The organism is Pseudoalteromonas thalassia, from assembly GCF_049257215.1.
Classification (GTDB): Bacteria; Pseudomonadota; Gammaproteobacteria; order Enterobacterales; family Alteromonadaceae; genus Pseudoalteromonas; species Pseudoalteromonas lipolytica_C.
The window spans coordinates 141,269-159,719 of sequence record NZ_JBMMUE010000005.1 but is presented as its reverse complement, the minus strand read 5'-3'; the positions used below and the strand labels follow the sequence as shown (position 1 = coordinate 159,719).

Annotated in this window: 15 protein-coding genes; 8 read left to right on the top strand and 7 right to left on the bottom strand. The window is 40.4% G+C overall.

Annotated features, from left to right (window positions below):
- The first annotated feature begins 33 nt into the window (after window positions 1-33).
- Entirely contained in the window at window positions 34-3,192 is a 3,159-nt protein-coding gene (locus AAEU31_RS08490; protein ID WP_421966975.1) for a pilus assembly protein, read from the top strand.
- Between the two features lie 183 nt (window positions 3,193-3,375).
- Entirely contained in the window at window positions 3,376-3,810 is a 435-nt protein-coding gene (locus AAEU31_RS08485) for a type IV pilin protein (RefSeq protein WP_421966974.1), read from the top strand.
- Between the two features lie 17 nt (window positions 3,811-3,827).
- On the opposite strand, the gene AAEU31_RS08480 is transcribed toward AAEU31_RS08485, so the two are convergent.
- Both AAEU31_RS08480 and AAEU31_RS08475 read right to left on the bottom strand, forming a co-directional pair.
- Window positions 3,828-4,364, bottom strand: coding sequence for a GspH/FimT family pseudopilin (locus AAEU31_RS08480; RefSeq protein ID WP_421966973.1), 537 nt, complete (start codon window positions 4,362-4,364; stop codon window positions 3,828-3,830).
- Window positions 4,365-4,432: 68 nt separating this feature from the next.
- The gene (locus tag AAEU31_RS08475) at window positions 4,433-5,017 is read right to left on the bottom strand and encodes a GspH/FimT family pseudopilin (RefSeq protein WP_421966972.1); all 585 of its coding nucleotides are present in this window, start codon (window positions 5,015-5,017) and stop codon (window positions 4,433-4,435) included.
- Window positions 5,018-5,155: 138 nt separating this feature from the next.
- Between AAEU31_RS08475 and AAEU31_RS08470 the strand changes: the two genes are divergently transcribed.
- Complete coding sequence (locus AAEU31_RS08470; RefSeq protein ID WP_135925568.1) at window positions 5,156-5,494, top strand: P-II family nitrogen regulator; 339 nt, start codon at window positions 5,156-5,158, stop codon at window positions 5,492-5,494.
- A gap of 61 nt (window positions 5,495-5,555) precedes the next feature.
- Here the strand turns inward: AAEU31_RS08470 and AAEU31_RS08465 are convergent, their stop codons facing one another.
- On the bottom strand, window positions 5,556-6,314 hold the full coding sequence (locus AAEU31_RS08465) for an outer membrane protein assembly factor BamD (RefSeq protein ID WP_135925563.1): 759 nt from the start codon (window positions 6,312-6,314) through the stop codon (window positions 5,556-5,558).
- Window positions 6,315-6,452: 138 nt separating this feature from the next.
- Here AAEU31_RS08465 and rluD point away from each other — a divergent pair, with 138 nt between their 5' ends.
- The 3 genes from rluD (at window position 6,453) to clpB (ending at window position 10,832) form a co-directional block, all read left to right on the top strand.
- Window positions 6,453-7,430, top strand: a complete 978-nt coding sequence (gene rluD, locus AAEU31_RS08460) for a 23S rRNA pseudouridine(1911/1915/1917) synthase RluD (protein ID WP_138556838.1) — start codon at window positions 6,453-6,455, stop codon at window positions 7,428-7,430.
- Window positions 7,431-7,435: 5 nt separating this feature from the next.
- Window positions 7,436-8,158 carry a peptidoglycan editing factor PgeF gene (pgeF, locus tag AAEU31_RS08455; protein ID WP_421966971.1) on the top strand — a complete coding sequence of 241 codons (723 nt, stop codon included), beginning with the start codon at window positions 7,436-7,438 and terminating at the stop codon, window positions 8,156-8,158.
- A 97-nt stretch (window positions 8,159-8,255) separates the two neighbouring features.
- Window positions 8,256-10,832 (top strand): ATP-dependent chaperone ClpB, encoded by a 2,577-nt coding sequence (gene clpB, locus AAEU31_RS08450; RefSeq protein WP_421966970.1) that lies wholly within the window; start codon window positions 8,256-8,258, stop codon window positions 10,830-10,832.
- A 59-nt stretch (window positions 10,833-10,891) separates the two neighbouring features.
- On the opposite strand, the gene AAEU31_RS08445 is transcribed toward clpB, so the two are convergent.
- A complete protein-coding gene (locus AAEU31_RS08445; protein WP_421966969.1) occupies window positions 10,892-12,439 on the bottom strand; it encodes a methyl-accepting chemotaxis protein in 1,548 nt (515 codons plus the stop codon).
- 393 nt (window positions 12,440-12,832) lie between these two features.
- On the opposite strand from AAEU31_RS08445, the gene gshA reads away from it, so the two are divergent.
- Together gshA and AAEU31_RS08435 are read left to right on the top strand one after the other, a co-directional pair.
- Entirely contained in the window at window positions 12,833-14,407 is a 1,575-nt protein-coding gene (gene gshA / locus AAEU31_RS08440; RefSeq protein ID WP_421966968.1) for a glutamate--cysteine ligase, read from the top strand.
- Window positions 14,408-14,543: 136 nt separating this feature from the next.
- Window positions 14,544-15,152 carry a transglycosylase SLT domain-containing protein gene (locus AAEU31_RS08435; protein WP_135925550.1) on the top strand — a complete coding sequence of 203 codons (609 nt, stop codon included), beginning with the start codon at window positions 14,544-14,546 and terminating at the stop codon, window positions 15,150-15,152.
- Window positions 15,153-15,199: 47 nt separating this feature from the next.
- On the opposite strand, the gene AAEU31_RS08430 is transcribed toward AAEU31_RS08435, so the two are convergent.
- The 3 genes from AAEU31_RS08430 to AAEU31_RS08420 form a co-directional block, all read right to left on the bottom strand.
- Entirely contained in the window at window positions 15,200-16,039 is an 840-nt protein-coding gene (locus AAEU31_RS08430; protein WP_135925547.1) for a mechanosensitive ion channel family protein, read from the bottom strand.
- Between the two features lie 167 nt (window positions 16,040-16,206).
- Window positions 16,207-17,475, bottom strand: coding sequence for an HlyC/CorC family transporter (locus AAEU31_RS08425; RefSeq protein ID WP_135925545.1), 1,269 nt, complete (start codon window positions 17,473-17,475; stop codon window positions 16,207-16,209).
- Between the two features lie 61 nt (window positions 17,476-17,536).
- Window positions 17,537-18,340: a cytochrome C assembly family protein gene (locus tag AAEU31_RS08420; RefSeq protein WP_135925543.1), complete on the bottom strand. Its 804-nt coding sequence runs from the start codon at window positions 18,338-18,340 to the stop codon at window positions 17,537-17,539.
- Window positions 18,341-18,451 lie beyond the last annotated feature (111 nt).

Here is an 18,451-nt window from a genome sequence, read left to right as displayed (position 1 = left end):
AATAGCATTAACCGAGGTATAGAGTGGAGATTTATGATGAAAATACAACACTTAATTAGCAAACTAGTGCTCAGCTCTATATTAATTTTCAGCATAATATCTCATGCCGAAGATATAGAGTTGTATGTTAATCACAATGTTAAGCTTGATGAGAAACCTCGCGTTCTCATTATGTTTGATACCTCTGGAAGTATGGCGTTTTCAACCAGCTCCGGTTTGAATTGTGGTGTTTCATATGGGCGTTACATTCTATGCCCTGATAGTCGATTAGGTATCGCACAAAATGCGATTTCGAATTTAATCGATGGTAATGATGATATTGATTTTGGCTTAATGCGTTTTAATGGACTCGATGGTGGTTATGTATTAGCTGGCATCGGTGCTTCAGGCTCATTTTTAAAAAATACTATAGCAACACTTCCTGCTGATGGTGGTACCCCATTAACAGAAACACTCTGGGAAGCATACTTATACCTCACAGGTAGAAGCTTATATTATGGTACAAAAGTACCCGAAGTACAGCGAGATAACACAGTTGAGAAGAAAACGTTATCAGGTCCGTGGTGGAATCGTTACTACACTTATTCGTACATTTCTCCTTTTGATAACGCAGAGGAAGTGAAGCGTTGCGATCACTCGGTGAATGTAATTTATATGACAGATGGTGATCCTAGTTCAGGTTCGGATAATGAACAAGATGGCACTATCAGTAATCTGTATCAATCTTATTTTGGCCGCTATTTGGGCGACTCAGATCGTATCGCGGGTGTATACCTCCACAAGCTTGCGCAAATAATTCATGGCTCGGAAAATGTTAAAGTTGACTTATTTCCTTCGACTAGTGAGATCCATGAGACAGGCCGCGTTTTTACTATCGGGTTTGGTAGTGGTATGAGCGAAAACGGTAAGCGTTTACTATCTGAGACAGCAAAGTTAGGAGGGGGGAAATACCTTCACGCAAATACCGCTGATCAGCTTTCTGATGCACTTAAAAATACAATAACTCAGATTAGGGAAGTAAATGACAGCTTTACAGCTCCTTCTGTTGCTAGTAACAATGTTGACCAAACACGTAGTAGAGAATCAATATACTACGCAATGTTTTACCCTAAAGAGGGAGCTAGGTGGCGCGGTAACCTGAAAAAACTGAAAGTCTCGGGCGATAAAATTATTGACTCAGCCAACAAGCCTGCGCTTAACCCTGATGGCCTCATCGACAAAGACGCCAGAACATTTTGGTTACCAAAAGGTGAAGGAGCAGATGGTAATTCTGTTGAATTAGGCGGGGTTAACCTCTACTTGTCTGGTGTTTCAAGTCTACCAAATGAGGGGCGTAAAGTTTTAACCAATGTTAATGGCCGTATGCTTAACTTTACTCGTTATCGTGTTGTTTTTCATTATGGAACAATCGCTAAGGCCGCAGTTGACTTTGAATCAGCTCCGGAAGAAGTTGAAGATTTGATCAACTGGTCAAGAGGTATTGATGTTGATGATGAGAACGATGATGGTTCAACCATTGATTCACGGAAAGATATTTTTGGAGATCCACTTCATTCTAAACCTGTAACCATAGATTATGGTAACGATGATATACGTATTTTAATCGGAACAAATGCGGGTTACTTGCACATGTTCCAAGATAAAAACGATGTGTTAAGCGAAAGTTGGGCGTTTATTCCCAGAAGCCTATATAAAATTATCAAGCCGCTACGTGATAATCAAGCAGATACAAAAGTCTATGGTGTAGACGGAGCTATTTCTGTTTTCTTTGATGACAAAAATGGAGACGGTGTTGTTAATGATAGTGATCGTGTTTGGGCATTTTTTGGTTTAAGACGTGGCGGTAGTTATTATTATGGTCTTGATATTACAAACCCTAACTCTCCGAAATTATTATGGGATGAGCCTATCAAAGGGGGAACTGGTGACTTTTTAGAGCTTGGTCAAACGTGGTCAAAACCTATCGTAACCTACATCAATTTAGCTGGTTATGAAGATCGCCCAGTATTAGTTTTTGCAGGGGGATATGACACAAATAAAGATAATGTTTCGCGCACTAATGATAGTAGAGGACGAGGAATTTTTATTGTTGATGCACAAACGGGTAAGAAAGTATGGGCGTTGACTCCAAATGAAAATGGCTTTTTAGGGAAACATAGCATCGCTTCAGATATTAGTATTCTTGATTCAGATTATGATGGCTATGTAGATAGATTGTATGCAGCGGATACCGGTGGTGACATATGGCGTGTTGATATGCCTTCAAATAACCCTAATGACTCACAAAAACCGTGGACGCATTTTAAATTAGCGAGCCTAGGTGGCTCTTTATCTACTCAAGATCGTCGTTTTTTTTACAAACCAATGATTGCTCGTACGATGTTCAGCAAAGTATCAGAAACCACTTTTGAGGGGAAAACGATTAAAACGCGAATTGATACGCCATTTGATGCAGTATTAATTGGTAGTGGAAACCGTGCTAAGCCTCTTGCTACTGCAGCAAATGACCAACTGTTTATGATCCGTGATATTAATACCGTGACAAAATCATTTAAAGGTACTGATGTTCCTGACGTGATCACTCAAGCAGATTTAATGAATGTAGATTCTGATCCTTTTGGCAAAGCTATTGATGATGTTGAAAAATTCACAGAGCTAGAAGTAACGCTCGGTGAGTTTAAAGGTTGGTACTATAACTTGCCGGCTTCGGGAGAAAAGTCACTAGCTGCAAGTACGGTTATTGGTGGTGTAGCTTATTTTACTAGCTTTTCTCCTGCAACAGCCACTGTAAACCAATGTTCACTGACTGGTGGTTCTGGCGGCCTTTATGCTTTTCATTTACATTATGGCACCAAAGTCTATGACAGTTTAAAATTTACAACTTCGAACGATGTTCCAGACACGCCTCAACTTTATTTTGGTGTTGGTGATAGTTGTGTCGATGGAAATAGTGATGGCTTTTGTGATGATAATACTAGCGAAAAAGTGATAGAACAAAGCCAGTTTTTATCGATTGGACCTGGAGTTAAGGGGGCTCAAAATCCATTCAAAGTACAAGAGATCTTAGGCCCGGGGTTAACAATAGAAAACGGTAAAATTAAGCTTGTAAGTGATAAGGTGCCAATTGGCTTTGGTTTTAAGACACAACAAACCTACATTTATAAACAAGAAAAGCTTGATCTAACCTATTAGCATGAAGTAAGTAATTTAATGAGTTTATATATTGGTTAGGTAGGTATTATAATTTTATAGCTATAATTTGATATATCTTTAAAAGGTATATCAAATTAAGTTGATTGCAATCTAAAAAAACTGAATCTATTATGAACAAATGCATAGCGAGTCTGTGTTAATTCATTGATAGGTATAAAATGTATGAAACCAAAATCGAATAAGAATCAATTAGGATTTACATTAATTGAGTTGATGATTACTGTTGCTATTTTAGGTATTATAGCAAGTGTTGCACTTCCAAGCTATTTTGAGCATGTAAAGCGTACTGCCAGAAGTGAAGCTATTACAGCTCTATTAGATATAGCAAATAAGCAGGAACAATACTTTGCGGATAATCGTCAATATGCCACCACCCTTGATCAGCTGGGCTGGGAAACCAAAACAGAAAATGGTTACTATGAGTTAAGCTTATCTGTTGATAATAATGTAGGTCGTGCTTTCTTTTCGGCAACAGCTAAAGCAATAGCTGGCCCTCCCAAAAAAGACACAGATTGTACTAGACTGATCCTAGATGATCGTGGTATACAACGATATACAGGGAGCGCAACTACCTCAGCTGAATGTTGGGGACGCTAGTTTAAATTGATGTCAGTTCATTGCTGACATTTATCAGTATCTATTACTTTCACCCTGCCAACATTATTTACCGATATAGCAAGCCCACTTAGGCTTGCTTCTTTGTATTCAGGACAATAAACAAAAGTCCCATTATTGAGTCCCATCAGTCTTCCATTAGGTAAAAAGGTTAGTGCATTGCGTTTGTTATAAGTGAGCATATCAAGCTTATTGATTGCCTCAAACTGTACTATTTTAGTGTCATTACTATCAAACACGCCAATCTGTCCATGATCGATAAAGACAGTGAGTTTTTTATGCCAGAATTGATAGTTACACTGGTTATTGTGTAATGCACAAAACGTGACATACGCATTGTTTGCTTGTGCATTTAAGCGGCTAATAGCGACTGCGCGTTTAATAAGGTGTATTTGATTATCTAGACGGTTTTGCGCTAAGAAAGGTTTTAATTCGAATAATGCAAGGTTTAAAAGTATCGAAATGATCGATACCACTATTAAAACCTCAATGAGTGTTGCGCCAAATACTCGACGACATAAGAGATCTGTCTTCATCCTTGAAGACTCCTAAGTAGTATGTTTTATTTAACTATAAGTGTACCCAATATCATGTCAAGTGCTTATTAACTACATTTAAGATTTGTATCACCAAGATAAAAGGCACTACCAGACTTGTTTACTTGAAGAGCTTTATTATTGTCATTATTATCAGGGTTAGGGCAATATATAAAAGTACCAGGTTGAGTAAGTATACTCCCGCTAGTATCGAAAATAATTTGTGGATCTCCGGTGAATATAACCACATCATTAGTATGAGGAGGTGATATCATTCTAAATACTTTGTCACCATAATATGGTTCGAACCATTGAATTACATTACCTGGAAACCTTTCTTTATCGTTACTAAACATAAAGATTACTTGCTCTAATTCGTTATTTGCTGACAGTGGGTGGCAGATACTCACTTGATTGCTTTTTAAACGGCTTTCCCAGCCCTTGCATATTGTCATTTGGGTATCTGTGCTAACAGCTTTGGCCCTAGCAAAGCTAATAACCCGTTGCAAGTCGAGTAAGTAATTTTCCGCCCTATTATTTTCTAACATATCTGAGCTATCCCATAAAGCAATTGTGGCGACAATGCCGACAATCGCTATTGTGATCATTAATTCTAAAAGCGTGAAGCCTTTATGTTTCCTGTTGTTTTTCATTGCTTGTACCTCACTTACAAGTAGCTTAATAATAATATCATGCTTTGTTTATAGTGCACCTATTTGTTCAGTTTGTTTGCTATGATGACATGGATTGTCTAAAATCGAGGCAAATATGTTTTAAACTAACTGGTTACTATGAAAAAAATAGAAGCAATTATAAAACCCTTTAAGCTTGATGATGTTCGTGAAGCGTTGTCAGATGTGGGGATCACAGGAATGACGGTTAGCGAAGTTAAGGGCTTTGGCCGTCAAAAGGGGCACACTGAGCTTTACCGCGGTGCTGAGTACATGGTTGATTTTTTACCGAAAGTTAAACTTGATATTGTGCTTAGCGATGAAGATGTTGATAGAGCTATTGAAGTGATCGTTAAAACATCGCAAACAGGTAAAATTGGTGATGGTAAAATCTTTGTCACTGATGTTGAGCGTGTAGTACGTATTCGTACCGCCGAAGAAGATGAAGATGCGATTTAATATAAACCGCAAACATTAAAAAAGGCGCCTATGGCGCCTTTTTTAATGTAAATGTGATGAGTTAACGTTTATTCGCTTCACGCGTTGCTTTAGCATGCGCGCTTAGCTCAGGTAAGCCGAGTTTGTCGTAACTTTTTTCCATGATCTCTAGTGCTTGATCAAGGTAGCTGCTTTGTGAGTAATGCTCAACTACATATTTGCCACGGTTAGCGGCAGCAAGATATGCTTCGCGTTCATAGTAATATTCAGCCACTTTTAACTCGTAGCGCGCCATTTTGTTGAGAAGCCACACTAAACGTTTTTTTGCTTCTGGCGCATAAGCGCTATTAGGATAGCGTTTTAATAATGTTGATAAGTCAGTGAAAGCAACACGGGTGCGATTTGCATCTCTATCCGCACGGTCTACGCCAAAATATTCTTGGAAAGCATTTTGGTCTGCTTTAATGTTCACTAAGCCACGCATGTAGTACATGTAATCTAAATCTTTGTGGTTTGGATTCAAGCGAATAAAGCGGTCAATAGTTGCAAGTGCTTGTTCAGTATTACCTGCTTGATAGTGAGCATACACTAGGTCCATTTGTACTTGCTTTGATAGCGGACCAAAAGGATAGCGAGAGTCAATAGCACTCAACAACTCAATTGCTCGAGCGTATAAGCCTGAATCTAATGTTTGTTTCGCATCTTCATATAAAGCTTGCGCAGATTTATTAGGAACGCGTTGGATATCTTCTTGATCTGGTGCTGACGAGCAAGCCCCTAAACCAAGTACTGTAACTGAAAAAACAATGGCGAACGCACGTTTCCCTATTTTATTTATCATTTTATTTATTACCTTCGATGTCTTCGGCTAGGCCAACAGAGGAAAACCGAGTAAACTATACGTATTATACAATGCTTAATAAAGCGATTCTAACCCAGTCGAGCACAGCTTGCACTGGTAAATTGGGTAAAGTTACTAATGTCAGAGCAAATTTCTCTCCAAGCCGAGGTTCCAATAGACCTTGGCGGTAAACGTCTAGACCAAGTATTGGCGCAATTGTTCCCTGATTATTCGCGTTCACGGATAAAAACATGGATTTTGGATGACAAAATCACGGTAAACGGCGAAATATTGAACACGCCTCGCGAAAAATTACTCGGTGGCGAAATGGTCAGTGTAGAAACAACCATTGAGGCTCCTCGAGAATATGAGGCACAAAATATCAAATTAAACATCGTTTATGAAGACGATGATATATTAGTTATCAATAAACCGATGGGGCTAGTTGTTCACCCTGGTGCAGGTAACCCTGATGGTACTGTTTTAAATGCTTTACTTCATCATTACCCAGACATTATCAATGTGCCACGTGCCGGTATTGTTCATCGTCTAGATAAAGACACCACAGGTTTAATGGTGGTTGCTAAAACTATTCCCGCGCAAACACATTTAGTGACGGCATTGCAAAAGCGCGAAAACTTCACCCGTGAATACGAAGCAATTTGTAATGGCACTATGACTGCAGGTGGTATGGTTGAAAAACCAATTGGCCGTCATGCAACAAAGCGTACTCATATGGCTGTTCATGAAATGGGCAAACCAGCGATAACGCATTACCGTGTTGCAGAAAAATTCCGTGCTCACACGCGCTTACGTTTACGCTTAGAAACAGGTCGTACTCACCAAATTCGTGTGCACATGGCTTATTTGAATCACCCACTAGTTGGCGATCAACTTTATGGTGGTCGCCCGCGTCCGCCTAAGGGCGCAACACCTGAACTGTTCCAAATGCTACGCGACTTTAAACGCCAAGCATTACATGCAGTTAAGCTTTCTATCGCGCATCCTATAACGGGTGAGTTAATGACATGGCAAGCGCCAATTCCAGATGATATGGCAGCGATGACAGAAGCTCTTCGTGCTGATACTAAAGCAAACCCAAATATCGAGTTTTAAGCGTTATGATCACACCAGCATGGACAGCCCCAAAAACTGTTAGCGCACTGAGTACCACCCGACAGGGCGGTGTATCCGTTGCACCCTTTGATAGTTTTAATATGGGTTTACATGTTGGTGATGATGAGCAAGCCGTGCTTGTAAATCGCGCGTTACTTACAAATCAGCTGCCAAACCCTGCTGTGTGGTTGAACCAAACACATAGCAGCGAAGTGGTGGTGATTGATGAAAGGTCTGAGCTAAGTGAGTTGCCCTCTGCTGACGCACTTTATACTCGTTTAGTAAAACAGCCGCTTGTGATAATGACCGCAGATTGCTTACCTGTACTATTTTGCTCGGCTTCGGGTAATGAAGTTGCTGCAGCACACGGCGGATGGCGAGGCTTAGCTCAGGGCATTTTAGCTAATACAGTGGCACATTTTAAAGCAAAACCAAGCGAGATAATTGTTTGGCTTGGCCCTGCTATTGGCCCATCACAATTTGAAGTGGGCCCAGAAGTAAAAGAATGCTTTTGTGAATTGAATCCTGAGCATCAAAGTGCATTTAAAGTTAAGGGCAATAAGTATTTAGCGGATATTTACCTGCTCGCACGTCAACAATTAACACAATTAGGTGTAATAAACGTTTACGGTGGTGAGCATTGTACCGTCACTGATAAATCACAGTTTTTCTCTTATCGCCGCGACGGGCAAACTGGCCGCATGGCTAGCTTGATCTGGCGCAATTAATACGCCTTTTTTGCGATTAAATTTTCTTCTTTACTTGAACAAATCACTAAGCATACCCATTAATTAAGCAATTAGATTTTTTAATAGGTAAACCCTTATGCGTTTAGATAGATTTACAAGTAAATTTCAATCTGCGCTTTCAGATGCGCAGTCATTAGCACTTGGGCGCGACCATCAATTTATTGAGCCTGTGCATTTAATGTATTCATTGCTACAGCAAAATGGTTCAAGTGTGCGCGCGCTACTTGCACAAGCAGGCGTCAGTGCAGATGAGTTAAACACCAAGTTATCACAAGAAATTGAGAAGCTGTTTAAAGTTGAAGGTATTGGCGGTGATGTTCAGCTGTCAAATAACCTGATTTCGTTAATCAACTTGTGTGACAAATATGCCCAAAAGCGCAAAGATAAATTCATTTCGAGTGAGTTATTTGTCCTTGCTGCGTGTGACGATAAAGGTCCACTCGGGGATATTTTCAGAGCACTGAATATTACTTCTAGCAAAATTGAAGCCGCAATCGAAGCTATTCGTGGTGGCCAAAAAGTTGATGATCCCAATGCTGAAGAAACCCGTCAGGCATTAAAAAAGTTCACCATCGATTTAACTGAGCGAGCAGAGCAAGGCAAGCTTGACCCTGTTATTGGCCGAGATGACGAAATTCGTCGCACTATTCAAGTATTACAACGCCGTACTAAAAATAATCCGGTGTTAATTGGTGAGCCGGGTGTAGGTAAAACGGCGATTGCTGAAGGTCTTGCGCAGCGAATTATCAACGGTGAAGTACCTGAGGGCTTAAAAAACAAGCGAGTATTATCGCTCGATTTAGGTGCGTTGGTTGCCGGTGCTAAATACCGTGGTGAATTTGAAGAGCGTTTAAAATCAGTTTTGAATGAACTTGCCAAAGAAGAAGGTCAAGTCATCCTATTTATTGATGAAATTCATACTATGGTAGGCGCTGGTAAAACAGATGGCGCTATGGATGCGGGTAATATGTTAAAGCCTGCACTTGCCCGTGGTGAGTTACATTGCGTGGGTGCCACAACACTTGATGAGTATCGTCAATACATCGAAAAAGATGCTGCACTTGAACGCCGCTTCCAAAAAGTATTTGTTGATGAACCGTCGGTTGAAGACACCATCGCAATTTTACGTGGTTTAAAAGAGCGTTATGAGCTGCATCATTCAGTTGATATTACCGATCCCGCTATCGTTGCTGCGGCGCAGCTGTCGCATCGTTACATCAGCGATCGCCAATTACCAGATAAGGCGATTGATTTAATTGATGAAGCGGGTTCTTCAATTCGTTTGCAAATTGACTCAAAACCAGAATCTTTAGACAAACTTGAGCGACGTATTATTCAGTTAAAGCTTGAAGACAATGCGTTGGCGAAAGAAAAAGATGAAGCGAGCCAAAAACGCCGCACTGAAATGCAAGAGTTGATCACTGAACTTGAAGCTCAATATCGTGAATTAGACGAAGTGTGGAATGCTGAGAAGGCCTCATTGCAAGGCACGCAAGTAATCAAAGCTGAGCTTGAACAGGCGCGTCTTGATTTAGAAGTGGCACGTCGTGCCAGCGACTTACAACGCATGTCTGAGCTGCAATATGGTCGTATCCCTGAGCTTGAACGCAAACTAGACCTTGCTTCACAAGCCGAAATGCAAGAAATGAGTTTGCTTAAAAATCAGGTCGGTGAGGATGAAATTGCGGAAATTTTATCGCGTTGGACAGGCATTCCAGTATCGAAAATGCTGCAAGGTGAGCGCGAAAAGCTACTGCAAATGGAAGATCAGTTACACCATAAAGTGATTGGTCAAGATGAGGCTGTTGTGGCTGTTGCTAATGCAATACGTCGCTCTCGCGCAGGACTTGCTGATCCTAATCGTCCAATTGGTTCATTCTTATTCTTAGGTCCAACAGGGGTGGGTAAAACAGAGCTGACTAAAGCTCTTGCTAGCTTCATGTTTGACACTGAAGATGCCATGGTGCGCATTGATATGTCGGAGTTTATGGAAAAGCACTCAGTGGCACGTTTAGTGGGTGCGCCTCCAGGTTATGTCGGCTACGAAGAGGGTGGCTATTTAACTGAAGCTGTACGCCGTCGTCCGTATTCAGTTATTTTATTGGATGAGGTCGAAAAAGCGCACCCTGATGTATTTAACATCTTACTGCAAGTACTTGATGATGGTCGCTTAACGGATGGTCAGGGTCGTACCGTTGATTTTAAAAATACGGTGATCATTATGACCTCTAACTTAGGCTCAGATATTATTCAAGAGCAAGCCGGTTCAAATGATTATGCGACGTTAAAAGAAAAAGTAATGGGCGTATTGGTGAGTCAGTTCCGTCCTGAGTTTATTAACCGAATCGACGAAACTGTGGTATTCCACCCGCTTGCTAATGAGCATATTAAAGAAATCGCCGATATTCAATTAAGCAAGCTACGCGAGCGCTTAACAGAAAAAGGCTACATTCTTGAAGTAACGGATGCAGCATTAGATCGTATCGCTGAAAGTGGCTTTGATCCTGTTTATGGTGCAAGACCGCTAAAACGTGCTATTCAACATACCATTGAAAACCCATTAGCACAGCGCTTGTTAGGGGGCGATTATCAACCTGGTGCCATTATTCATATTGACGCCGATGAAAATGGCCTTGTTTTCTCAAGTCGTTAATATGCTTTAAAAGCAAAAAGCCGCATTAATACAATGCGGCTTTTTTGTATTAACTAAGTTTAAACCTTAAACGTTAACAGCATATCATTGACTTTGCGTGAACCTTCAACCAGCCCTGCAGCGTCTTTAGCGACGTTGTAGCTAAGTTTTAAGTTTTCCTCACTGTGTTCTTTAATGCTGTCGACATTTTCGCGAATATCAGCGCTCACAACTTGTTGCTCTTCAGCTGCTGTCGAAATTTCTGCAGCAAGACCTGAAATTTCATTTATTTGCGCAAAAATACTCGCTAACTCAGTTTTAGTATGGGCCGTTGTATTAACACAACTATCAGCTTGCGTTTTAGTTGATTGCATTACTTTCGACCAGCTAAACAAGGTATCTTGAATTTCTTTTATTGAGCTGTGAATTTGTGATGTAGCATTTTGAGTGCGTGATGAAAGCGCACGTACCTCATCAGCTACAACCGCAAAACCACGACCATGTTCACCAGCGCGAGCTGCTTCAATTGCTGCGTTGAGCGCTAATAAATTTGTTTGTTCAGCAATACCTTCAATCTCACTCATTACTTGGCCAATCTTGTCTGCTTCGCTGGCAAGAGAGTTAGCGGTGCTCGCTGCTTGCTCAACTTGGTTAGCCAGATCAGACACCATAGAGCTATTTTCTTCAATATGAAGTTTTATATCATTACAGCTTTGGTACGTTGTATTGACTTTCTCAGCAGTGTGGTGAGTGTTTGCAGATATTTCACCAATAGTTGTACTCATCTGACTCATCGCAGCAGCAATATCACTTAAACGATGACCCTGTGCTGCAATTCCTTGCTCTGTTAGCGATGATTGCTTATCTAGGTTGGTGGCAATATCTTTAAATGAGTAAGTAGAGTCTTTAACACGGCCAAGTACGGTACGTAGCTTAGCAAATAACATTTGCTGATTATAAGTCGCAATACTAAATGGGTGGGAGCCCGAATACACATAACGAGATACCGAGTCAAACTCAGCACGCTGCTGTTTTAAATGGCTAGGCGTTACAATGAGTTCGTCATAATTGAGTGCAAAAAGTGCTGCAATGAGGGCAGCTGCAGCTAAGGCAACAATCCATGACGTAGTAAGCGCCAAAGCAACAATGCCAGCAACTAATAATACCGTAGATAAGGTTTGTCTTAGCGAAATATTTTCACGAAATGACGCGACAGACTTGCCGTTATTAATTTTAGTGTAAAGCGCCATTGCACGAGTTTTTAACTGTTCAGATGGTTTTGTTCGCACTGACTGATAGCCAACGAGCTGACCGTGTTCGTATATAGGTGTAACAAACGCATCAACCCAATAGTAGCGACCATCTTTACAGAGGTTTTTTACCATGCCACGCCATGAATGGCCTTGCTTTAGTTTTTCCCACATCTCTTTAAATGCCGCTTTTGGCATATCTGGGTGGCGTACTATATTATGGTTTTTCCCGAGTAACTCCTCTTCGGTATAACCAGCAATGGTACAAAATTCCTTATTTACGTATGTGATGATGCCGCGTAAATCTGTTGTAGAGACAAGCTCTTGATGTTCGGAGTATGTCACTTCTTGATTGATTATTTCTTGCCCACGACGCATATGAGTCCTTGAAATGTACTTTTTTATGGTGTGCGGATTATAGTCTCAGAAAAATGTAAGGGAAGGGGGAACATATTGATAACTGTTAAAGTTTTAAAAATTTCACCTTTCCCTTGATCTAAAACAATATCTTGCGAGAATTATTGTGTTTAGCCTCACCTTTTCATATTAGGCAAAAGGTCTAATGTTCACAAGTTAGTGATAAAAATTATACAGATGAATAGATTTAGCATTAATTAAGTGCCACTAAAGCAATTGTATATTGCTATTCACAATGGCAAGATTGTGCTTCAAGTGGTGAGGTGGTAATTGAATGTTATTTTTCGCACTTGAGTAATTATTTTTTGCCCCCATACCCTTAGGATTACAGCCACGCGGCTCGAGGAAGCATTTTTGATAAAACATGATTTAAATAAAACGCTAGAAGCGTTAACGGCACAATTTCCTAACGCAATTAATGGGATTAAACGTGGTATCGAGCGAGAAGCATTAAGGATCAAACCAAATGGTGTTATCTCAGGGCAAGGTCATCCACAAGGCGTTGGTAGCGCTTTAACCAATGATCATGTCACCACTGACTTTTCAGAATCGTTATTAGAATTTATTACTCCAGTGAGCACCTCAGCCGAGGAAACCTTAGCTCAACTTAAAGACTTACAAAAGTTCACCTTATCTCAAATGGGTGACGAACTACTGTGGCCGATTAGTATGCCATGCTTTATTGAGCACCAAGATGATATCGTACTAGCTCAGTTTGGTGATTCAAATATCGGCCGTATGAAAACTCTTTACCGAGAAGGGTTGAAAAATCGCTATGGTAGTATGATGCAAGCGATTGCGGGGGTTCATTTCAATATTTCCTTTCCTGAAAGCTTATGGCAAAGCCTGTATAGTTTAAACGGCAGCCAAGGCACACTTGCAGATTCAATTTCGAATGGTTACTTAGGGCTCATTCGCAACTTTAAGCGCGAGTTATGGTTAATTAGTTTCTTATTTGGCGCTTCGCCTGCGTTGTGTAATTCTTTCTTGCAGGGTCGTCAAACAGACTTACCGTTTAAGAAACTAGGTAAAGGCACGCTTTATTTAGAAGTCGGTACGGCACTGCGATTAGGCAACCTTGGTTATACTAATAGCGCACAATCGTCTTTACGAGTTATGTACAATTCATTAGAAGAATATGTAGCAGGTTTAAAAGAAGCGATTCATACGCCATCAGACCTATATGGCCACCTTGATGACTACCGTAGTGAGCAGCCAAAACAACTGAACAAAAATATTCTACAAATTGAAAATGAATTTTACTCACCGATACGTCCTAAACGTAATGCTGCCTCAGGAGAAACACCTACTGATGCCTTATTACGAGGTGGGATCGAGTATATAGAAGTACGCGCGCTAGATGTTAACCCATTCAGTGAAACCGGTATTGATTTACAGCAAATTCGCTTTTTAGACGTATTTTTGACCTATTGTTTATTGTCTGAGTCTCCAGAAATGGATTGGCAGGAACAAAAGTTAAGTACAGCTAATCTTGATGCGGTTGTAAATGAAGGCCGAGACCCTGAGCTTACGTTGAATAAGCAAGGTGAAAAGGTTCTGCTTGTTGACTGGGCTGAATCTATATTTACTAATCTAGCTGCTGTGGCTAACTATATGGATAACGCATATAGTGTGAGCTATTACAGCGAAACAATCGCAGAGCTTGCAAGTTGGGTCAAAAACCCTAATAAAACTTTCTCTGGTCGGTATGTCAGTGCACTTGCAAAAGAAAATCAAGATAATGGTCTTTTTGCCTTAACACTTGCGCAAAAATATAAGCAAAACCATGTCGAGGCTGATTATCAATTTTATGATCATGCATTTTTGACTAAACAGGCATCTGATTCAGTGCTTAAAGAGCGAGAAGTAAAAGCAGCAGACAAGCTATCTTTTACTGCGTTTTTAGATGATTATTTTGCTAAAGCTTAGTAAGGTGAGTACATAAAAAAACGCAGCCTAGGGAGGCTGCGTCAAAGATTCTTCAGGGATGAAACAATGCTATACTGCTGCATTCATAAGTTCAGACTGACCTGATGAAAAAAAGTTCAGCGAGATACATAAAAAAATGAAAAAAAGTTTAATTATTTTATCGCTGGCCGCTTTAATGGCGGGTTGCGCAACGGCTCCTCCAGAGCAACCTCATGATATTTGTAAGATTTTTGAGGAAAAGCCTGACTGGTACTACGATGCGCGTGATGCGCAAGAAAAGTGGGGCTCACCTAAACACGTACTCATGAGTATGATGTATCAAGAAAGCTCATTTCGTCATGATGCAGCGCCACCTATGGAATATTTCTTATGGGTTATTCCTATTGGCCGAGCCAGTTCAGCGTATGGATACTCGCAAGCAAAAACGCCAACTTGGTCAGATTACATTCGCGAAACTGGTAATAGTGGGGCAGACAGAGACGATTTTGATGATGCGATAGACTTTATGGCTTGGTTTGTTTATAAAACTCATAAAGTAAACGGAATATCAAAATGGGACGCCTACGCGCAGTACTTGAATTACCATGAAGGGTGGGGCGGCTATAAACGCGGTACTTATAAAAGTAAAAAGTGGTTGATGAGTGTTGCCAATAAAGTAAAACACCGAGCTAGCCGGTATGGCGCACAACTTAAAAAGTGCGAAGCTGATCTAGATAAAAACTGGTTTGAACGCTTATTTAGTTAAGGTTTTCATATTAAAAAGCCCGCATCAATATGCGGGCTTTTTAATGGTTATTTACCAGGGAACTGGTGTATATGCACATCGCGTTGTGGGAACGGAATGGTAATATCTTCAGCATCAAATGCTATTTTCACACGTTCGTATAAACCAAAATAGACTGGCCAATAATTGTCTGTTTCAACCCAAGCCCAAACGAGCATACCAATATGGCTCTCACCATGTTGACTGACATGTACAACCGGCTTTTTCTCTTCGATATTTTTCAAAACTAGATCATAGTCATTTAATACCTTCATTAACACATCACGGGCTTTATGTACGTCATCGCCGTAGCTTATACCAAATTCAATCGCAACCCGGTGTAATGGCTCTGAGAACTTATTCTTAACGCAACCATTTGAAAGAGTGCCATTAGGAATAATAATTTTTTCATTATCATAGGTCAGTAAAACGGTAACAAAAATTTGAATTTCAACTACTGTGCCCATATAGCCTTGGGCTTCAATAACATCACCCACTTTAAAAGGCTTAAAGAACAGGATAAGCACACCACCTGCAAAGTTAGCAAGACTGCCTTGTAAGGCCATTCCAACGGCCAAACCGGCTGCACCAAGCATTGCAATAAATGAAGTCGTTTCAATTCCTATCATTGACGCAACTGAAATCAGCAGAAGTACTTTTAAAATGACCGAAATAAATGACACCAAAAAGTGTGTAAGTCCCACTTCAAACTTAACCTTGGTCATTGATTTTTCGGCCATATTTGAGATACGACCGATGAGCCACCACCCAACTATTAAAACAACAATAGCGAGAATGAATTTAGGTCCATAGAGTAGCAGTAGCTCAATTGCTTGATTATAAATGTTTTCGATCGATATTTCGTCCATGATTGCTCCTTATTAAATGCGGCAGTTAAATAGCTACTAATAGTAGCCGAAACACTAGCGGTTTGCGGGAGCGTACGTTGTAAATATGAAACTTCAGAAAGGAAATAAGAATTTAGATACAAAAAAGGAGTGGATGACCACTCCTTTTTGATGAAAATTAATGATGATTAAGTAGTACGCTTACTTGGCAGTACTTTAACAAGTTTAACCATATTTTCTTTAACTTCGAGAACTTCGATTGGATAGCCAGCAATACGCAAACTGAGGTTTGAGTCTGGGATATCTTCTAAATATTCAACTATTAAACCACTCAGGGTCTTCGGGCCATCAATTGGTAGCTCCCAGCCCATTTCTTTATTTAAATCGCGAATATTAGCACCGCCATCTACAAGTACTGAGCCATCATCTTGCTCGGTGACTTCCTCACTTGGTGTACGCGTTTGCGTTGTTGTGAAATCACCCACTACTTCTTCTAAGATATCTTCAAGTGTTACTAAGCCTTGAATATCGCCATATTCATCAACCACTAAACCAATACGTTCTTTCGATTGCTGGAACTTAAGTAGTTGCGTGTTTAGTGATGTGCCTTCAGGAATGAAGTAAATTTCACGAACTGCACGTAACAATGACGGTTTATCAAATTGTTCTTTAGTTAATAGGCGCAGTGCATCACGTGAGTGAATAAAGCCAACAGCATCATCAATTTGGTCACGATATAACAGTACGCGTGTGTGCTGTGCATGAGTAAGCTGGCGGCTGATAAGTTTCCAATCGTCATTAATATCAATCGCAACGATTTCGTTGCGTGGGATCATGATATCTTCAACCGTAACTTGTTCTAAATCTAAAATTGAAGTTAGCATGCTTTGGTGGCGGGCAGGTAAAAGAGCACCTGATTCGTTCACCACGGTTTTTAATTCTTCTTTACTTAGGCTATGTTCTTCAATTTGTGCTGTGGTAATACCAAACAAACGCAACATGCCGTTGGTCATCCAGTTAACGATAACCACAAATGGGAAAAGTATTTTTAACAGCCCTTTGAGCACGATTGAGCTTGGAAAAGCGACTTTCTCTGGATAAAGCGCGGCAAGTGTCTTTGGTGTTACTTCGGCAAAGATTAAAACAACCAGCGTTAGCGCGCCGGTAGCTATTGCAATACCAAGATCACCATACAGGCGAATACCAATGATTGTTGCAACCTGTGCTGCGGCAATATTAACTAAGTTGTTACCAATCAAGATCAGACCAATAAGTCTGTCAGGGCGACTTAACAGTTTGCTGACGCGCTTCGCTGCACGGTGATCTTCTTTAGCAAGATGACGCAGGCGAATGCGGTTAATTGACATAATCCCAGTTTCAGAACCAGAAAAATAAGCAGAAATAAGTATCAATAATCCCAATACAATAAACAGGGTACTAGTCGATATGTCGTCCAACGATGGATCCTTTTTTTATAAATCAGTGCATATTAAGCTAGAGACAGCTTGCTGAGTCAAGTTAAAACTTATTTAGAATCACTTCTTGAATGAAACGGCTGCCAAAATAAGCAAGTGACAAGACAAATGCGGCTATCATGATCGAAAACACAACAGGCTTACCACGCCAGCCTTTACGCAAATGTCCAACAGTGACCACAGTAAAAATCAACCAGGCTACTAACGATAACACTGTTTTATGGATAAACTCACTTGCAAACATCCCCTCTAAGAAGATAAACCCAGAAAGCAGTGCAAAGGTAAGTAAGATAGTACCTAACGTCAGTAATTGGTACAGCTGACGCTCAACCACCATTAATGGGGGAAGATGGCTATGTACAATCGCCAAGTCTTTGCGTTTTAAACGCTTGTCGATAAAATAAAACTGCACAGCATATAAAGTGGCGATGATTAGTACACAGTAAGCTAATAAAGATAAAGAAATATGTGTCACCAAGCCGAGCTCAACATTTATTGATTGTAAAATAACGTGATGTGGAATAAATAAGCTGGCGAGCGTTAGTATGGCTGCAAATCCGTAGACTACAGGTAATAAAAGGGTCGCAGGAAATTTAAGTGACACGGCCGTTACCGACACCACAATGACCCAGCAGGTCAATAAGGCAACGTTTACAATGCTTAGGTCTTGGCCATCAGCGCGAAAAACAGAGTTCACCAACAGTAGCATATGAGCAAGAATAGCAACGGTGCTCAAAATCACGGTGAGTTTCTGGCTTGGACCTTGTTTGTGAAAAAGGCGTGAAAGCACATGCGATGTCGCTAACACATAAAACAAACTAGCAATAATTGTTAAACTAATAATCATCGTATTATGGCCACTTAATTTATTCGATAAATCCTTGTCTCATTGATGCCATTGTATTTTATAGCAAGGCAAAAGCATAGAGTTTGTAAAAAGAAACTCAAACAGCGCACT

Excerpts from the sequence above, each read along its gene's own strand:
- AAEU31_RS08490 (WP_421966975.1), top strand. The coding sequence starts at position 34 with ATGATGAAAATACAACACTTAATTAGCAAACTAGTGCTCAGCTCTATA.
- AAEU31_RS08485 (WP_421966974.1), top strand. The coding sequence starts at position 3,376 with ATGAAACCAAAATCGAATAAGAATCAATTAGGATTTACATTAATTGAG.
- AAEU31_RS08480 (WP_421966973.1), bottom strand. The coding sequence starts at position 4,364 with ATGAAGACAGATCTCTTATGTCGTCGAGTATTTGGCGCAACACTCATT.
- AAEU31_RS08475 (WP_421966972.1), bottom strand. The coding sequence starts at position 5,017 with ATGAAAAACAACAGGAAACATAAAGGCTTCACGCTTTTAGAATTAATG.
- AAEU31_RS08470 (WP_135925568.1), top strand. The coding sequence starts at position 5,156 with ATGAAAAAAATAGAAGCAATTATAAAACCCTTTAAGCTTGATGATGTT.
- AAEU31_RS08465 (WP_135925563.1), bottom strand. The coding sequence starts at position 6,314 with ATGATAAATAAAATAGGGAAACGTGCGTTCGCCATTGTTTTTTCAGTT.
- rluD (WP_138556838.1), top strand. The coding sequence starts at position 6,453 with ATGTCAGAGCAAATTTCTCTCCAAGCCGAGGTTCCAATAGACCTTGGC.
- pgeF (WP_421966971.1), top strand. The coding sequence starts at position 7,436 with ATGATCACACCAGCATGGACAGCCCCAAAAACTGTTAGCGCACTGAGT.
- clpB (WP_421966970.1), top strand. The coding sequence starts at position 8,256 with ATGCGTTTAGATAGATTTACAAGTAAATTTCAATCTGCGCTTTCAGAT.
- AAEU31_RS08445 (WP_421966969.1), bottom strand. The coding sequence starts at position 12,439 with ATGCGTCGTGGGCAAGAAATAATCAATCAAGAAGTGACATACTCCGAA.
- AAEU31_RS08435 (WP_135925550.1), top strand. The coding sequence starts at position 14,544 with ATGAAAAAAAGTTTAATTATTTTATCGCTGGCCGCTTTAATGGCGGGT.
- AAEU31_RS08430 (WP_135925547.1), bottom strand. The coding sequence starts at position 16,039 with ATGGACGAAATATCGATCGAAAACATTTATAATCAAGCAATTGAGCTA.
- AAEU31_RS08420 (WP_135925543.1), bottom strand. The coding sequence starts at position 18,340 with ATGATTATTAGTTTAACAATTATTGCTAGTTTGTTTTATGTGTTAGCG.